General features: G+C 37.6%; 9 protein-coding genes. 8 read left to right on the top strand and 1 reads right to left on the bottom strand.

Annotation, left to right across the window (positions count from 1 at the left end; genetic code table 11):
- Window positions 1-61: 61 nt before the first annotated feature.
- Window positions 62-1324: a thioredoxin family protein gene (locus ACSBFT_RS15650; protein ID WP_489601337.1), complete on the bottom strand. Its 1263-nt coding sequence runs from the start codon at window positions 1322-1324 to the stop codon at window positions 62-64.
- 139 nt (window positions 1325-1463) lie between these two features.
- Here ACSBFT_RS15650 and map point away from each other — a divergent pair, with 139 nt between their 5' ends.
- The 8 genes from map (at window position 1464) to gdhA (ending at window position 16123) form a co-directional block, all read left to right on the top strand.
- Window positions 1464-2228, top strand: a complete 765-nt coding sequence (gene map / locus ACSBFT_RS15645) for a type I methionyl aminopeptidase (RefSeq protein ID WP_463047808.1) — start codon at window positions 1464-1466, stop codon at window positions 2226-2228.
- A 13-nt stretch (window positions 2229-2241) separates the two neighbouring features.
- The gene (locus tag ACSBFT_RS15640; protein ID WP_463047809.1) at window positions 2242-2592 is read left to right on the top strand and encodes an ArsC family reductase; all 351 of its coding nucleotides are present in this window, start codon (window positions 2242-2244) and stop codon (window positions 2590-2592) included.
- Window positions 2593-2793: 201 nt separating this feature from the next.
- Complete coding sequence (locus ACSBFT_RS15635) at window positions 2794-4230, top strand: arylsulfatase (protein WP_489601335.1); 1437 nt, start codon at window positions 2794-2796, stop codon at window positions 4228-4230.
- Window positions 4231-4244: 14 nt separating this feature from the next.
- Complete coding sequence (locus tag ACSBFT_RS15630; RefSeq protein WP_489601334.1) at window positions 4245-8288, top strand: hybrid sensor histidine kinase/response regulator transcription factor; 4044 nt, start codon at window positions 4245-4247, stop codon at window positions 8286-8288.
- A gap of 252 nt (window positions 8289-8540) precedes the next feature.
- Window positions 8541-11558 (top strand): SusC/RagA family TonB-linked outer membrane protein, encoded by a 3018-nt coding sequence (locus ACSBFT_RS15625; RefSeq protein WP_489601333.1) that lies wholly within the window; start codon window positions 8541-8543, stop codon window positions 11556-11558.
- 12 nt (window positions 11559-11570) lie between these two features.
- Complete coding sequence (locus ACSBFT_RS15620; protein WP_489601332.1) at window positions 11571-13070, top strand: RagB/SusD family nutrient uptake outer membrane protein; 1500 nt, start codon at window positions 11571-11573, stop codon at window positions 13068-13070.
- A gap of 88 nt (window positions 13071-13158) precedes the next feature.
- Complete coding sequence (locus tag ACSBFT_RS15615) at window positions 13159-14568, top strand: arylsulfatase (protein ID WP_489601330.1); 1410 nt, start codon at window positions 13159-13161, stop codon at window positions 14566-14568.
- Window positions 14569-14776: 208 nt separating this feature from the next.
- The gene (gene gdhA, locus ACSBFT_RS15610) at window positions 14777-16123 is read left to right on the top strand and encodes an NADP-specific glutamate dehydrogenase (RefSeq protein WP_489601329.1); all 1347 of its coding nucleotides are present in this window, start codon (window positions 14777-14779) and stop codon (window positions 16121-16123) included.
- The last annotated feature ends 380 nt before the right edge of the window (window positions 16124-16503 follow it).

The raw sequence follows: 16503 nt of genomic DNA, 5'->3' as shown, positions 1-16503 counted from the left end.
TTGACCCAAAAAAAGAGATGAACGCGTCGCGAACATCTCTTTCAATAAAAGCACTTCTTTCTTACTTAAGACTATTACTTAATTTACTAAACTTATCTAGCTTAGTGCCAATTTTAGTAGCTAAATCTTGAGCTGTTTTAGCGTTTAATTTCGCTTTCTCTATCTCACCGGCTTTTTGGTTTAACCTTGCCAGTTCATAATAGTATTCTGCTCTTACATTATCTTGGGTAATGGTAGGCAATGCACTTACTAACCAAGTGTTGGCGGAGTTGAGATAAGAATTATTAGGAAAATTATCTGTGAAAACTCTTGTGATGTATACATATGCAGAGCCATTTCCTTTCAATGCCCCTATCATCTTGTTCCCTACCGCTAAAGCTTCAGGCAATTTGTTTTCTTTTATTAGAGCTTTTGTTTCAAACTCCCAGAGCGTATTGTCAGCATACTCACCTGCGTTTATGCTGGCCATGTATGTTCTTATTTTTTTAAGCTCGGCAGTGCTATACTTTTGACCTTTGGGTCCGTAAAGAGATCTTTGTAGAATTCCACCCAGAATGTTGTTCTGATTATCTGCATGTCCTTCTTCTTTTTCAAAAGCTGCTGCTTTGGCCACATTGGCAAACCAATATTTAGCAAAACCATTATCAATATCGTCAACCGCTTTTTTGGTTAATTCCCAGCTTTCAGCAGAACCTAATTTATCTTTAGGATAAATCTCATATAGAGCGTTTGCTGAGGCTAAGCCAGCAAGGGTGTCTTTAGTTACACGACTGAAAGAAGCATAATTGGCTAGGAAATCAAGAGAACGCTCTCCATCTTCAAAACGTTTGGCGTAACTTGAAGCTCTTGTTTTAGGATTAAGAGCAGCATCAGCGTTTCCGTTTATAGATGCAATGTTTGGGTCTGCACTGGCTTGGTGAACTAGGTTTCCGTCTCCATCAAAATAAAGGAACATAGGGAAGCTAGGAAGCCAAATGTTTCTCTCGTTCAAGAATTTTACCTGCTCAGCTTCTGTAACATTAAGTTTGTAACTGATGAAGTTAGCATTATACTTTTTCGCCACTTCTGGCTCTTTGAAAAATGGCTCTAGTGCCAAGCAGTAAGGACAAGTAGGAGAGTAACATTCCACAAAAAGTAATTCACCTCTACTTTTGGCTTCAGCGAGTGCCTCATTAATATTTCCTTTCCATGAAATTTCCTTTTCATCAATAACTTTTGGAGCTAAATCTGTTGCTTTAGTTTCCTGAGAATTGGACTTGCATCCGAAGGCCAATAGGACTAAGAGAATAGAAATTCCTTTAAGATTTTGAATGTAATTTTTCATTTACTTTTTATACTATATTGATGGTTTTAAGCCTTATGATTATCTGAATCAAGATTTTTCTCGAAATTAACAACAAAACAGGAAACGGCAGCTATATTGATTACGTTGTGTTGTTAAATGGATGTTAAAATAAGAGAATATGTCGATAGCGAATAACGAAGAACTGGAAGGGATAAAGGCTGTAAGTGAAGCGGTAGCCCAAACACTTAAGAAAATGAGAGCACATGCCAAACCTGGTATGAGCACTTTTGAGCTTGATGAATTTGGAGGAGAATTACTGAAGAATATTGGAGCGAAGTCTGCACCTTATGAAAGTTATAAGTTTCCAGGGTGGACCTGTATCAGTGTCAATGAAGTGGTAGCCCATGGCACTCCATCGAAAGAGATAATTCTGAAAGATGGTGACTTAATTAACATCGATGTTTCGGCAGAGATGAATGGTTTTTGGTCAGATAATGGTGGCTCTTTTGTATTAGGAGAAGATGTAAATAACCTTCAGCCTTTAGTGGATGCTTCTAAGAAGATTCTTTTTGAAGCCATAAGTAAGATAAAAGGAGGAGTGAAAATTTCTGATGTTGGCTTTATTATGGAAAATGGGGCCAAAAAAGCAGGTTTTAAGGTGATAAGGAATTTGGCAGGACATGGTGTAGGAAGAAGTTTGCATGAAGAACCAGAAGATATCCTAAATTATAGAGATAAAGCGAATAAGCAGCGGTTTCGCAAAAACTCGGTAGTGGCTATTGAAACCTTTATAGCCACAGCATCTAAATTTGCCGTAGAATCTGATGGAGAATGGAACTTGGTAGGAGATAAGGGTGGTTTTGTAACACAGCATGAGCACACTATTCTGGTAACAGACGCCGAACCGTTAATTTTGACGGCTAATAATGAAATTTGGAATTAAGAATAAATAAAAAATGGCATATACACTTTACGGAATCCCAAACTGCGACACGGTAAAAAAAGCAAGAACGTGGTTAACAGAAAACGACATAGACTTTGAATTCCATAACTTTAAGAAGGATGGTTTGTCTGAGGACAAGGTCAACGAATGGCTGAAGCAAGAAACCTTAGAGGTACTGGTTAATAAAAAAGGAACCACTTATAAAAAACTATCCGATGAGCAGAAAGCCTCGGTGGCTAGTAATGAAACGGCCGCTGAGATAATGGTTAGTCAGACTTCCGTTATTAAACGTCCTGTGCTAGAAAAGGATGGGGAAGTGCTTGCCGTGGGTTTCAAGCCCGACATTTATGATGCCATTTTTTAGTTTCTCTATGGAAGTGAATGGAAGTTTAAAGGGCGTACCAATTCTTTGAAAATGCATTTTATCGTAGTTCAGTGAGGTCATGGGGCCTTGGCTAGGGGGATATATTGATTCATAATACTGCTCAGAATCACTCAAAGGGTTTTGGAGTATTGCTAGGACAGCCATCTCTTGATTAGATTTGAGAAAAATATCCAAATAAGTATGTCTATAAAATCTCTAGCAGTAATTCTTCTTTTTTTCTCTCTGTTCTCTTGTACTAAAGAAACCGAGGTCGTTAAACAGCCCAATATAATTTATATCCTAGCCGATGACTTGGGTTATGGGGATGTGGGTTGTTACGGACAAGAATTAATAAAGACACCTAATATTGATAAGTTGGCGGCAGACGGAATGTTATTCACAGACCACTATGCGGGTAGTTCGGTTTGTGCACCTTCTAGAGCATCATTGATGACTGGTAAGCACATAGGGCACAGTTATGTGAGAGGTAATTATGAAAATGGACCTTTGGGTTTTGGTGCTTGTTTAGAATTGAGAGATCAAGATTTCACGCTTGGTGAGTTATTAAAACAGGCCAACTATAAAACTTCTATCATTGGGAAATGGGGTTTAGGAATGGACGCAACTACTGGTGAGCCAATCAAACAAGGTTTCGATTATAGTTACGGTTTTCTAAATCAAGGTCATGCTCATAATCAGTTTCCAGAATATCTTTTTGAAAATGGAAATAGAGTCGGTATTCAAGAAAATGAGGAAGGGAAAATGGGAGCATTTTCTAATGACATTTTTACTAAAAAGGCTATTGAGCATTTGAGTGAGAAGGACACTAAAGAACCATTTTTCTTATATATGGCCTATACCACTCCTCATGCGGAGTTAGTATTGCCGAATTCTGGTACTTTCGAAAATTATACAAAAAGTATCGATGATAAGGCCTTTGTTAATCCTAGTGGGAAAAGTGATAAGGACGGAAACAAGTGGGCTTACAGATCTACAGAAACACCGCTTTCTGCTTATGCTGCTCAAATAAGCCATCTAGATTCTTGTGTTGGGGTGTTGGTGAATAAAATCAAAGAAATGGGTTTAGAGGATAACACCATAATCATGTTTAGCTCGGACAATGGCCCCCATAAGGAAGGCGGGGCTAATCCGAGTTATTTTAAAAGTGGGGGTGAATTTAGAGGAGTGAAGAGAGACCTTTATGAAGGAGGAATAAGGGTTCCGTTTATTGTTAAATGGCCAGGTAAAGTGGACAAAGGAAGTGTTTCAACCCATGTTTCTGCTTTTTGGGATTTAATGCCAACCTTGGCGGAGATTACAAATCAGGATACTGCTGGTTTAGAATCAGATGGCGTTTCTTTTTTACCGACCTTAACTAAAGGAACTCAGAAAAAGCACGATTATCTTTATTGGGAGTTTCACGAAAATCCAAGTTCTGACCAGGCTGTAAGAAAAGGAAAGTGGAAAGCCGTAAGACATGACTATAAAGGAGAGATGGAGCTTTATGATTTAGAGGCAGATAGAGGAGAAATGAATAATGTAGCCTCACAAAATCCTGAGATTGTTAAAGAAATGCTTGGACTGCTAGACAATACAAGAACTCCAAGTGAAATTTGGCCGCTGAAAAGTTTGAAATAGATTAGAAATTCAATTTGAAAAGTATTGGATGCTTCATATTTAGTTTTTTTGCTCTTTTATTCCATTTGAGAGCACAGGGAATTGATGTGAAAAATCTCAGGATTTCGGAGGAAAGTTGGCTTCCGAACCGTTCTGTAAACTGTATTTTTCAAGATTCTGAAGGTCTCCTTTGGGTGGGCACGGGTTCTGGATTGTATGAGTACGATGGTTATGATGTGAAGCATTATGCTACAAAACCAAATCAAACCAACGCTCTTTTTACCAATACGGTAATGAGCCTTTCCGAAGATATTTATGGGAACATTGTCATTTCCATGGAAAGTGGCTTTAGTGTTTTTAATAAAAAAACTAAAGTTTTTCAAACGCTTTCAAGAGAGATAGAGGGTTTTGGAGCTTTAAAGAGGGGATTGGATAAAGATATCTGGGTAGGTAGTAATACAGCCAGCTATCTTTATCAATATAGAAATGAATCTAAGGATGGTTTTTCGCCAGATAGTCTAGAGCGTTTTATTAACCTTTCTAAAGGCTTTGATAGGCTTACGGGTCGTATTGTTGATCTGGAACAAATTAGTTCTGAAACACTTTTGTTAGGTACTTCACAAGGACTTTTTCTGTTTGACTTTAAGCATCAAACCATAAAAGAAACGAAGTACAAGTTTCCCGTAAGCGTGATTCGAAAATCTAAGCTTGGAGAAATATGGGTAGGAAGTCAGGGAAAAGGTTTATATGAGTTCGTAATGGAAAAGGATCAGCTCAAATTGCTGAACCAATACCATTTCGGAAATCCAAAAGAAGCGGGTTATGATTTTATAACTTCGCTTTCTTTTGGGAGAAATAAGGAACTCCTCGTTACGTCCTATCACAGTTTCTATATGAGCTCTGGTTTTGGAGGTAGAAAAGGCTTTGAAGAAGTAAAACTGCATACAGATATTTTTGAAGATAATAATATCTTGACTTCTTATATTGACAAACTCGGTGTGATATGGATTGGTACATTAAGGGGTTTAGTTAAAATTAGACCGGCTTCCATTGAAGTAGAAAGGATAAAATTGAATGTAAGTAATTACATACCAATCAATAATCAGGTCAATTACCTATTCAAAGACAATCAAAACAAAATCTGGGTCAAAACCAGAGACGATGGCTCCTTTATCTTTGAACCCAAAAATGGCAAGTTCGAGAAAGTAGATATCCCGAATAGTATTAGAAGGTTTTATCAGTCAGAAAATGGTGTTTATTATTTCATAGGAGAGGCTAACTTTTATGAACAAAATAGAATAGGAAAAAAAACGGAGTTAAAGGTTTTGCACACCGCCCAAACGGCTATTAATGTTGCCTTAGAAATAGAAGCTGGAGAGTGGTGGTTGGGTTGTGAAAAAGACGGATTAGAGCGATATTCCGTTAACAAAAAAGGAGTTTATGATAAACTTTTTTCAAAAGTTAACGAACTCAGCAATCATACCTCGACCATCTTTGCCATGATTAAAGACCGTTCAGAGAACGTCTGGATAGGTTCAAGAGGAGACGGACTCACAAGAGTTAATCTCATTACGGGTGAGGTGAAAAAATACTCTGGTATAGATAGAAAAGGGACTATTTCTAGAAGAATTTTAGCTTTGAAAGAAGACGCCAAAGGACAAATTTGGATTGGAACCAGAGAAGGTGGTCTATATAAATATTTGCCAGAGACAGATTCTTTTAGGCAGTATACTAAACTTCATGGACTTCCGTCAGATGTGGTTTGTGCCATTGGCGAGAGCTTAAATAAAGATTTGGTGGTGAGTACGGATAATGGTATTGCCAAATTCATCCCCAATGAGCTCATACCGTTTCAAAGCTTCGGTGTAGAGGAAGAGATACTTTTTGGCGATTTTTCTTTTGGTGCTGTGGCTTCTGGTGAGCATGGCGATGTCTATTTTGGAAATACTAACGGTATTTATAAAATCAAAACTTTACCTGCACAAGGCCGCCAAATGGCTGCGTTTCATTGGAATTCATTTGAAGTTATAGATACGGAAGGGAATAAAAATGATGGAGAAAACTTAATCAATACCATTTTAGAAAATAAAAGTATTTCACTTAAGTCAAACGAAAATAGCTTTGAAATTCTCTTTTCATTATTAGATTTTGGTATCCCTGAAAAAAACAGATATGCCTATAGGCTTAAGGGTTATGATAATAATAAATGGCGTTATTCATTAGAGGCACATCAGAAAGTCCAGTTTTTAAATATTCCTCCAGGACATTATACGCTGGAGGTGAAATCGTCAAATAGCTACGGGCAGTGGAATGACGAACCTTCAAGTTTTGATATTATAATAAAGGTACCTTTTTGGAGGTCCAGTGCCGCTTTCATTTTATACTTAGTGCTGTTTATTTCTCTTTTATACTTGGGATACTTTTTATTTAAAAGATGGGTTAAACTTCAAAAACAACTTCAGGAAGAGAAAGCCCAAGTGGCCTTTCAAGATCAGCAAATGGTTCATTTCTCCGATTTGTCGCACGAGATAAAGAATAGGCTAACCATGATTTTAGGACCTTTAGAGAATGCCTTGACCGGTAAAAAGGTGAATCAAGCAGTTCTTAATAATCTTTATGAGCAGGCTCTAAGGTTAAAAAGAATTACGGACCAGATTATGAACATCAGAAAGAGTGAAGGTGGAGAGTTCCTCTTAAAGGTGGGTGAAGGAAACATTTTTTCGTTGTTGGAAACCATCTGTCATGATTCAGAGCCTCTAGCGATTATTAGAGACATAGAACTAAAATACTCTTTCGAGCAAGAGTATCCAGATGCATGGTTTGATGGAGAGTTAATAGAAATTATGATGCTGAATTTACTCAGCAATGCCATGAAATATACGCCACCAGATGGCGTGGTAACCGTCACGGGCGAAACCGTTATTCTTGAAAAGTCTGATTTACCAGATACTTCCCCGCTGCCAGGAACTTATCTGAAATGTACCGTTAGCGATACTGGAATTGGTATACCTGAGGGCGATATTGAGAAACTTTTTAATAGATTTTATAGAGCTTCTAATCTTTCCGAATCCGGTGGAGGGAAAGGAATTGGCCTTGAATTAGTGACTAGATTGATTCAAAAGCACAGAGGTTTTATTGATATAAAAAGTAAAGAAAAGGAATTCACAGACGTTACGTTTTATCTGCCGATAGAAAAGAAACATTTTCAGGTGAATGAAATGAAGCTTTCTATAGATAGTGTTCCCATTATTGAGATTGAATCTAGAACCCAAAAAGATCTAAAGACTTATACAAAGGAGAATGGAACCATACCGTCTATATTAATAGTAGACGATGAAACTGATATTCTAGATTTACTGGAGGAAAATTTAAGTGTGAATTTTGACGTAACACGAGCTTTAAATGGAGAGGAAGCTCTCAAAAAGCTGGGGTTAAAAAGTTTTGACTTAATCATAAGCGATTTAGCCATGCCGAAGATGGACGGTCTTTCCCTATTAAGACATGTCAAAAATCAAACGACATGGAATCATATTCCATTTATAATTCTTACAGGTAGAAATTCGGAATCTCAGAAGTTATTATGCCTTCAAAGTGGCGTTGACGATTTTATTGATAAGCCCTTTAGTGCAACTTTAATAAAATGGAGGGCTAAAAACTTGATTGAAAATCGCTCACTTTTAAAAGCCAAATTCACCAAGAAAATTAACTTGGAACCAGAAGAGAGGGAGATGGAATCTCCAGAGGAGTTATTTATTCAAATGGTTATTGGGCATATAGAATCTAATTTGATGAACCCAAGCCTCGGTGTGGAGTTTTTAGCAGAAGAATGTAGTATGAGTAGAGCTACTTTTTATAGGAAAATGGAAAGTTTATTGGGAGAGGCACCCTCTATATTTATCCGTACGTATCGATTGAAAAAAGCGGCACAGCTATTAAAAAGCGGCAACTTCTATATCTCAGAAGTGGCGTATCAAACAGGATTTAATAACCCAAAGTACTTCACCAAGTGTTTTCAAAAGGAGTTTGGAACAACGCCTTCAGAATACATTAAAAATATAACCGAGGGTTCATTTGAATAAACCCAAAGTGTTTCAGGAAAGTTGGCCTACCATGTTTAATAAAGTAAAGAAAAGAGAGCTTCGGCTCTTTTTCTTTTTTATCTACAAATTATTAATTTCTTAAAAAGTGCCTTAAAATGCTCTCAGAGAGGGTCTAATGGCGGGTTGAAACATTTTTGACCCTTTATTGAGACATCTAGGTAATCTGAGGAAAGTACTTTTGCTTCTGTCAAAATATATTTAATTCTATTAATCTAATACTAACAAGGACTTATGATGAAAAAACTATTTTTCAAGATCACTTTGGTCATCCTTTTTGCCTTTACATCGGTTTGCAGCTTTGGGCAGCAGGTTGTAAAAGGTCAGGTGACTGACGAAAACGACGAACCCTTAATTGGGGTTACTGTGGCTGTTCTGAAAACCACAAAAGGTACCATGACTGATGTGGATGGAATGTTTAGTATTTCTGCTGGTTCAGCAGAGCAGCTTGTGTTCTCTTTTGTAGGGTATAAATCCACTAATGTGATTGTGGGTACTAAAAGTACCATTAATGTGAAACTTGAAACAGACCAAGCCTTACTTGAAGAAGTCGTGGTGGTAGGTTATGGTGTAACTCAGAAAAAGGATTTAACTGGAGCGGTAAGTCAGGTAGACGCAGAACAGCTAGCAGATATGCCGGCTTCTAGAGTAGACCAAATGCTTCAAGGTAGATCTTCTGGTGTTTTGGTAACTTCTGCCAATGGTTCTCCAGGAGCTAGATCTTCTATCAGAATTAGAGGAGGTAACTCTATTAATGCAGATAACGAACCTCTTTATGTGATTGATGGATTTATTGTAGGCACTGATTTCAACCTTAATAACATCAATACCAATGATATTCAGTCTATTGAAGTATTAAAAGATGCTACTGCCATTTCTATTTATGGAACTAGAGGAGCGAACGGTGTTATATTAATTACGACTAAAAGTGGTGAGTCTTTTGGCGGCGGAAAACCTAATGTTTCTGTAAACCTTTATACGGGTGTACAGCAAATGGCCAGAAAGATAGACTATTTGAATGGTTACGATAGAGCCGTTTTTGGGACAGAGTTTGCTGCCAACTCTGGAAGTGCAGATCCATTTGCGGATAAAAGCGAAATCGGAAATTCTGATTGGCAAGATTTAATTTCTCAGACAGGAACAATTTCAAACATGGATTTCTCTATTGGAGGAAATACGAAGGAATTGAACTACTACGTTTCTGCCAATTATTTCAACCAAGAAGGTATCATTAAAGGAACAGGTTTAGAGCGTTACAATTTCAGAACTAACCTTGACTTTAAAATCAGTAATAAAGTAAAAGCAGGAGTAAGATTAAACGGTTCTTTTACACAAACGGAAAATGATAAAACTGATTTATGGGCTTTAAGGTCTGCTTTATCTTCGTTCCCTACATATTACCCAGATGGCGTAACTTATTGGGATCAGAACATTGTTCAGGGTGGAGCGTTTGCAAACCCTTTGGCCAATATTGCTCTTATAACAGACTTTACTTATGGCACTAATCTTCTTACAACGGCCTATTTAGAGTATAGTCCTTGGAAAGACGTGGTTGTCAGATCTACGATTGGACCTAAAATTAACTGGACTAAAAGAAATCAGTTTGATCCAGGAACACTTCCTACTAGAGCAGCAGCTCAGCAAGGAGGTTTGGCCCAAATAGACAATGCTTTTGAATTTGATATACTTCAAGAGAATACCATCTCATATTCAAAACAGATTAATGAAAACAACAGAATCAACCTTCTGGGAGGTTTTACCTGGCAAAAAGGCTTAAGAGAAACCACTTTTGCTCAAACACAGGGTATTTCTATTGATGCCATTAACTATGATAATTTGAGCATCGGAGACCCTTTGACCTATAGAGTAGGATCTACTTTGGCAGATTCTAGACAGTTGGTTTCTTGGTTAGCCAGAGCTAACTATTCTTTAAAAGATAAATATTTATTCACCGCGGTAGGTAGAGTAGATGGAGCTTCTGTATATGCAGGTTCTAATAATGCTTATGCTTTTTTTCCTTCTGGAGCCTTTGCGTGGAGAATTATTGACGAGCCTTTCATGCAGAATCAAAACCTTTTTTCTAACCTGAAGTTTAGAACAAGTTTTGGTACAGCGGGTAAAGAGTCTATAAGCCCTTACAGTACTTTGGCGGTGTTAACTAACAGTATTTTGGTTTTTAATGATACGCAGACAATAGGTATTCAAAAAGGAAGACCAGCTAACCCAGAACTTAAATGGGAAACTACGAGTCAGTTAGATATTGGTTTGGAATTTGGATTTTTGAACAATAGACTTTCTGGAGAAATTGATTATTACTATAAGAAAACTAAAGATTTACTTTTGGCAAGACAAATTCCTAAAGTAACAGGTTTTGATACGAAATTGGAGAATATTGGTTCTATTCAAAACCAAGGCTTAGAGTTTATGTTGAATTCTATCAATATTAATTCTAATGACTTTAAGTGGGAGTCTTCTTTGACTGTTTCTGGAAACAGGTCTAAGATATTGAACCTTGCAGGTTCTGATGAAATCATTATATATTCTCTCGAGCAAGGAGGCCCAGGAGCTAAGTTAATCGTAGGTCAGCCTGTAGGTGTTTTCACGGGAGTTCAGTATTTAGGAACTTATAAGTCACAGGAAGAAATAAATGCGGATGGAAACCTAGGAGTTCGTCAAGTAATAGGTGGTCCAAGATATAAGGACGAAAACGGTGATGGTAAAATAAACAACGACGACCATATCATGATGGGAAATCCAGAGCCTAAATTCTTTGGAGGTATAAATAACAGTTTTTCTTATAGAAACTTCAGTTTGGATGTTTTCTTCCAAGGAACCTTCGGCAACGACATCTACCATGAAACCAATCAAGCCAGCTTCTTTGGACTAAGTGAATCTAATATTTATGCTGAATTAGTGGATAGATGGAGTCCTGAAAACCCAACGTCTGATATTCCTAAAGCAGGTGGAATCGCTAGTATTTCTGATGTTGTTTCCAATTCTGCTATGCTAGAAGACGGTTCACATTTAAGATTAAAAAGCTTAAAAGTAGGGTATAATATACCGCTTAAAAGTAATGCCATAAAAAGCTTAAATGTTTATGGTGTTGGAAGTAACCTTTTCTTGATTTCTAAATTCAGAGGTTACGACCCAGAAGCAACCAGATTTGGTACAAATTCTACGGTTAGAGGGATTATTAGAAACCAATATCCTAATGCTAAAACGTTCACAATTGGTTTAAAAGCAGACTTTTAAAGAATAAGATAAATGAGAAAGATAATATTATTATTAACGGTGGTTTTCTTGAGCTCATGCTCAAACTTCCTAGAAGAAAACGTAAGGGGGATTATATCTCCAAATAACTTTTATAATTCTGATCAAGAAGCCATTCAAGCGGCAAATGGAATCTATAAAGGTATGAGAGCTAGTAATCTTTATGGTGGCTGGCAGGGACTTTCAACGTATACCTTTTTTGGTTCTGACGAGGCTATGCCAAGTAGGGTTTTTGGAGGTTTAGGGCCCATTATGGATTATAACATAACAGAAACGAATTATGGAAACGCCTACAACATTTGGAGAGATTTATATGGTGTAATAGGTGATGCTAATTCTGTTTTAGTGAATGTAGATGGAAACGCTAAGCTTTCTGTACAGACTCAAGATAAGGTTATTGGCGAAGCATTGTTTTTAAGAGCTCTTGCTTACTACCATTTGACTGCCCTTTGGGGAGATGTTCCTTTCTTTATCAGTGATATGCCATTAGATGAGGTAGCTGTTTTAGGAAGAACTAATATGGACGAGATAAGAACAGCCATGATTGCGGATTTGAAAAAATCTGAAGGTTTATTGCCATCAGAGAATCAAGGTTCGGACATAGGAAGAGCTACAAAATGGGCCGCTAAGTTTTTAAGAACGAGGTTTCATTTATGGGAGAAAGATTGGGCTAGTGCTTTAGCTTCTAGTAAAGACATCATTGATAACTCTCCCCATGCTCTGATGCCAACTTACGGCGAAGTTTTCGACGTTAATAATCAGTTTAATAAAGAGGCTATTTTTGGTTTTGACTTTACTAAAGACGTGCCTTCTAATGCTCAAGAGATAACAGATAGTTTTAATCCTAGACTTAGAGATGAGCCTAAAAATGCCGCTTTAAGAAACGAGTTCGCAGGGAAATTGACAGACTTAGGAGAAGAATTTAATGGTTATGGCTTGGCAGTTCCATTAACTGATTTAGTGAAGAATTACCCTAAAGATGACCCTAGAAGGGCTCATAATTTATTGAATCAATATTTGGGTTATGACCTTACTTTCACCTACTTCAAAAAGAGAACAAATTTTGATTTTGTGAACTCTCCAAGATATAATCATGGCGAGTGGTGGATTACCATGAGGTTGGCAAACGTTTACCTTATGGCCGCTGAAGCAGCTAACGAATTAGGTAATACAGCGGAAGCTCTAACGTATACAAACAGAATTAGACTTCGCGGTTATGGTGTTGATAGCCCTGTAGCAGCAACTGGTCAAAGTGACATTAGAAAAGCTATTCAAAACGAGCTTAAATGGGAACTGGCAGGTGAAGCAGAGAGGCGTTATGACTTAATAAGGTGGGGCATTTTGCTAGAGACCGTTAAAAATGCTGATTATGGTTTATTTCAAGGACCAAAAAACATCAAAGATTATATGGTGAAGTTGCCAATTCCCCAAGAAGAAATTGATTTAAACCCAGCTTTATTGGAGTCAGATCCAACGAACAATGGTTATAGATAAATTTTATATGGCTAAAGATTGAGTAAGATTAAAGGTCAGCCGCTTTGTGGTTGACCTTTATTGTTTTTCATAAATAAATATTACAAATATGTGGAGAAAAATAACTGTTTTAGTCCTAGTGCTAGGAGTGTTTTGGGCTTGTAAAACACCTTTTAATAGCACTTCTGATACTTCTAAAAAGCCGAACATTGTCTTCATTATGGCAGATGACTTGGGCTATGGCGATGTAGGTTTCAATGGCCAAACAAAAATAAAAACACCTGCATTGGACCAAATGGCACAAGAAGGGGTGGTTCTAACCAATCATTATTCTGGTTCTCCGGTTTGTGGGCCGTCTAGGTCTTGTTTACTTACGGGTACACACACGGGACATACCACGGTGAGGGGAAATCCTAATTGGACCACTTCTGGAGCAGACGTTGTTTTAAAAGAAGATGATATTACCGTAGCAGAAGAGCTCAAAAGAGCGGGGTATCATACGGCCATATTAGGTAAATGGGGCATGGACGAATACGGTGTAAGTGGTCAAGCCAATGCTCAGGGCTTTGATTATTTCTATGGATACAGAAGACATGGTGAAGCTCATCACTACTACCCAAAGCACCTTTGGAGAAATACAGAAAAAGTACTTTTAGACGGGAATATTCCAGAGGAAACATTTGGCCAATATTCTCATGATTTGGTCGTGCAAGAAGCTTTAGGTTATTTGGATGAAAGAGCCGCAACTGCTGAGCCGTTTTTTATGTATGTGGCTTTCACCACTCCGCATTATGAGTTAACGGTTCCAGAAGACTCCAAAAAGCAGTATGAAAATTTGGGTTGGGAAAAAAGGCCTATGAATAAAGGGCATTACTATAATGATGAGGAAGGAAATATAGCCTATGCCGGTATGGTGAGTAGAATGGATAGGGATATTGGTAAAATCAGAGAGAAACTAAAACAACATGGCTTAGATGAAAACACAATAGTGATTTTCACCAGCGATAATGGGCATGAATACGACAATGGGTTCTTTAACAGCAATGGAGCTTTTAAAGGCAGAAAAAGAGATGTGTACGAAGGTGGAATCCATGTTCCTTTTACGGCAGTATGGCCCGGGAAAATAGCTCCAGGTACAACTTCCAATCATCAATCGGGATTTTGGGACTTTTTAAGCACAGCCTGCGAAGTGGCTGGTATTATGCCTACTAAAAAGAACTTAGATGGTATATCATATTTGAATGCCTTGAAGGGCGAGAAACAGAAAACCCACGAATATCTGTATTGGGAGTTTAATGAAGGAGCAGGTCCAAGACAAGCTTTAAGAAAGGGCGATTGGAAATTGGTGCGTCAGTACCAGAAAGAAGATGAATTGTATAACCTTTCTAACGACATCGGTGAAGAAAAGGATCTTTCTAAAATAAATCCTAAAAAATTAAAGGAGCTTCAGGAATTGATTCTTATAGCAAGAACCGATGACCCGAATTATGAACTCACTAAAATTGTAAAGAATAAGTAGTAAGTCTTACTTCTGATAACATTCTTTGAAAGCATTAAGTCTCACTGACGAAAGTTGGTGAGATTTTTTATTGAAATAAATTGGATTGACTTGTTCATTTTTATAAAGTTTTAGAGAAAGGAAGGATATTTTGTGTAGACCTTATTTTCTTTACTTTTACCTTCGGTTTTTCAATCAAAACTAAAATAACCTATAATCATTCGACAGTATGTCAGAAACTAAAATTGCGGCTTTTATGGAATATGTGGAGGCCCGTAACTCCAATGAACCAGAATTTTTACAAGCTGTACAAGAAGTTGCAGAAGTTATTATTCCATTTGTTGAGGAGAATCCTAAATATAGAGGCAAGAAGATACTAGAACGAATGGTAGAGCCCGAGCGTACTATTATTTTTAGAGTACCATGGCTTGATGATAAAGGAGAGATACAAGTAAACAGAGGCTTTAGAGTAGAAATGAATTCTGCTATTGGTCCGTATAAGGGTGGGTTGCGTTTTCATCCAACCGTCAACCTTAGTGTTTTAAAGTTTTTGGGTTTTGAGCAAGTATTGAAAAACTCGCTTACAACACTGCCCATGGGTGGAGGTAAAGGAGGTTCTAATTTTGACCCTAAAGGGAAATCTGATAACGAAATTATGAGATTTTGTCAAGCCTTTATGTCTGAGCTGTTCAGACATTTAGGTGCTAATACAGATATTCCTGCGGGAGATATGGGTGTAGGCGGAAGAGAAATTGGATACATGTATGGTATGTACAAAAAATTGAGAAATGAATTTACAGGTGTATTAACGGGTAAAGGAATTTCTTATGGGGGGTCATTAATTAGGCCAGAAGCCACGGGTTATGGAAATGTTTATTTTACTAGATGCATGCTCAATACACGAAATGATAGTTTCGCAGGTAAGACTGTTCTGATTTCAGGTTCTGGGAATGTAGCTCAATATACCGCTGAAAAAGCGACAGATTTAGGTGGGAAAGTGCTGACCATGTCTGATTCTTCTGGAACGATATATGATGAAGAAGGAATATCTGAAGAAAAATTAGCCTTTATTATGGACTTGAAAAATGTAAAGCGTGGCCGGATAGAGGAGTATGTAGTTCAATATCCTAAGGCAAAGTTTTACGAAGGCACTCGACCATGGAATATAAAAGGGGACATCGCACTTCCTAGTGCCACAGAAAATGAATTGAACGAAACGGATGCTAAGAATTTGGTAAATAATGGGTGTATTTGCGTGAGCGAAGGAGCCAATATGCCTAGTACACCTGGTGCTGTTGCTGTATTCCTTAAGGAAAAGATATTGTATGGCCCTGGCAAAGCTTCCAATGCTGGCGGGGTGGCCGTATCAGGCTTAGAAATGTCTCAAAATGCCTTGCGTTATAATTGGAAAAGAGAAGAAGTGGATAACAAACTAAGAGAAATTATTAACGATATTCATGAATCATGTATAAAATATGGCCAAGAAGAAAATGGTTATATTGACTATGTTAAAGGTGCAAATATTGCAGGATTTGTGAAAGTGGCTGATGCCATGCTGGAGCAAGGAGTGGTTTAACCGAAGGCATATATTTGAAAGTAACAAGGAGCGTTTAAAAGTAAACGGCATTTAACCTGAGCTAGCGTCGAAGGGCTATGGTGATTGAGTTAAAATGGGTTTACGTATGGATTAGAAGCAATTTATTTAGCTACGGTTCCGATAAAATCGGGAGGTTGCCTAATGCATAAAGCGGGTTTAAATTCGGTAAGCACGGCAATCTGTTGTGCTTATTGAATTTAAGTGAGTTTACACTCCCGTTTTTTATGAACCTCAGCTTGTCTAAGGTTTTAAGCCTAACTATAAGCTCTTACACGGTTATTAAGCCACGGAGTTTCTCAGAAGTATAAAAATTACCGGAATAGGAGTAGTATTTCAAGCTAAAGGATTAAGACAGCTGT

The sequence above is a fragment of the Arcticibacterium sp. SM2516 genome (assembly GCF_057914865.1).
Note: the sequence above shows the minus strand (reverse complement) of the source record. Positions and strands in the feature narration are given on the sequence as shown.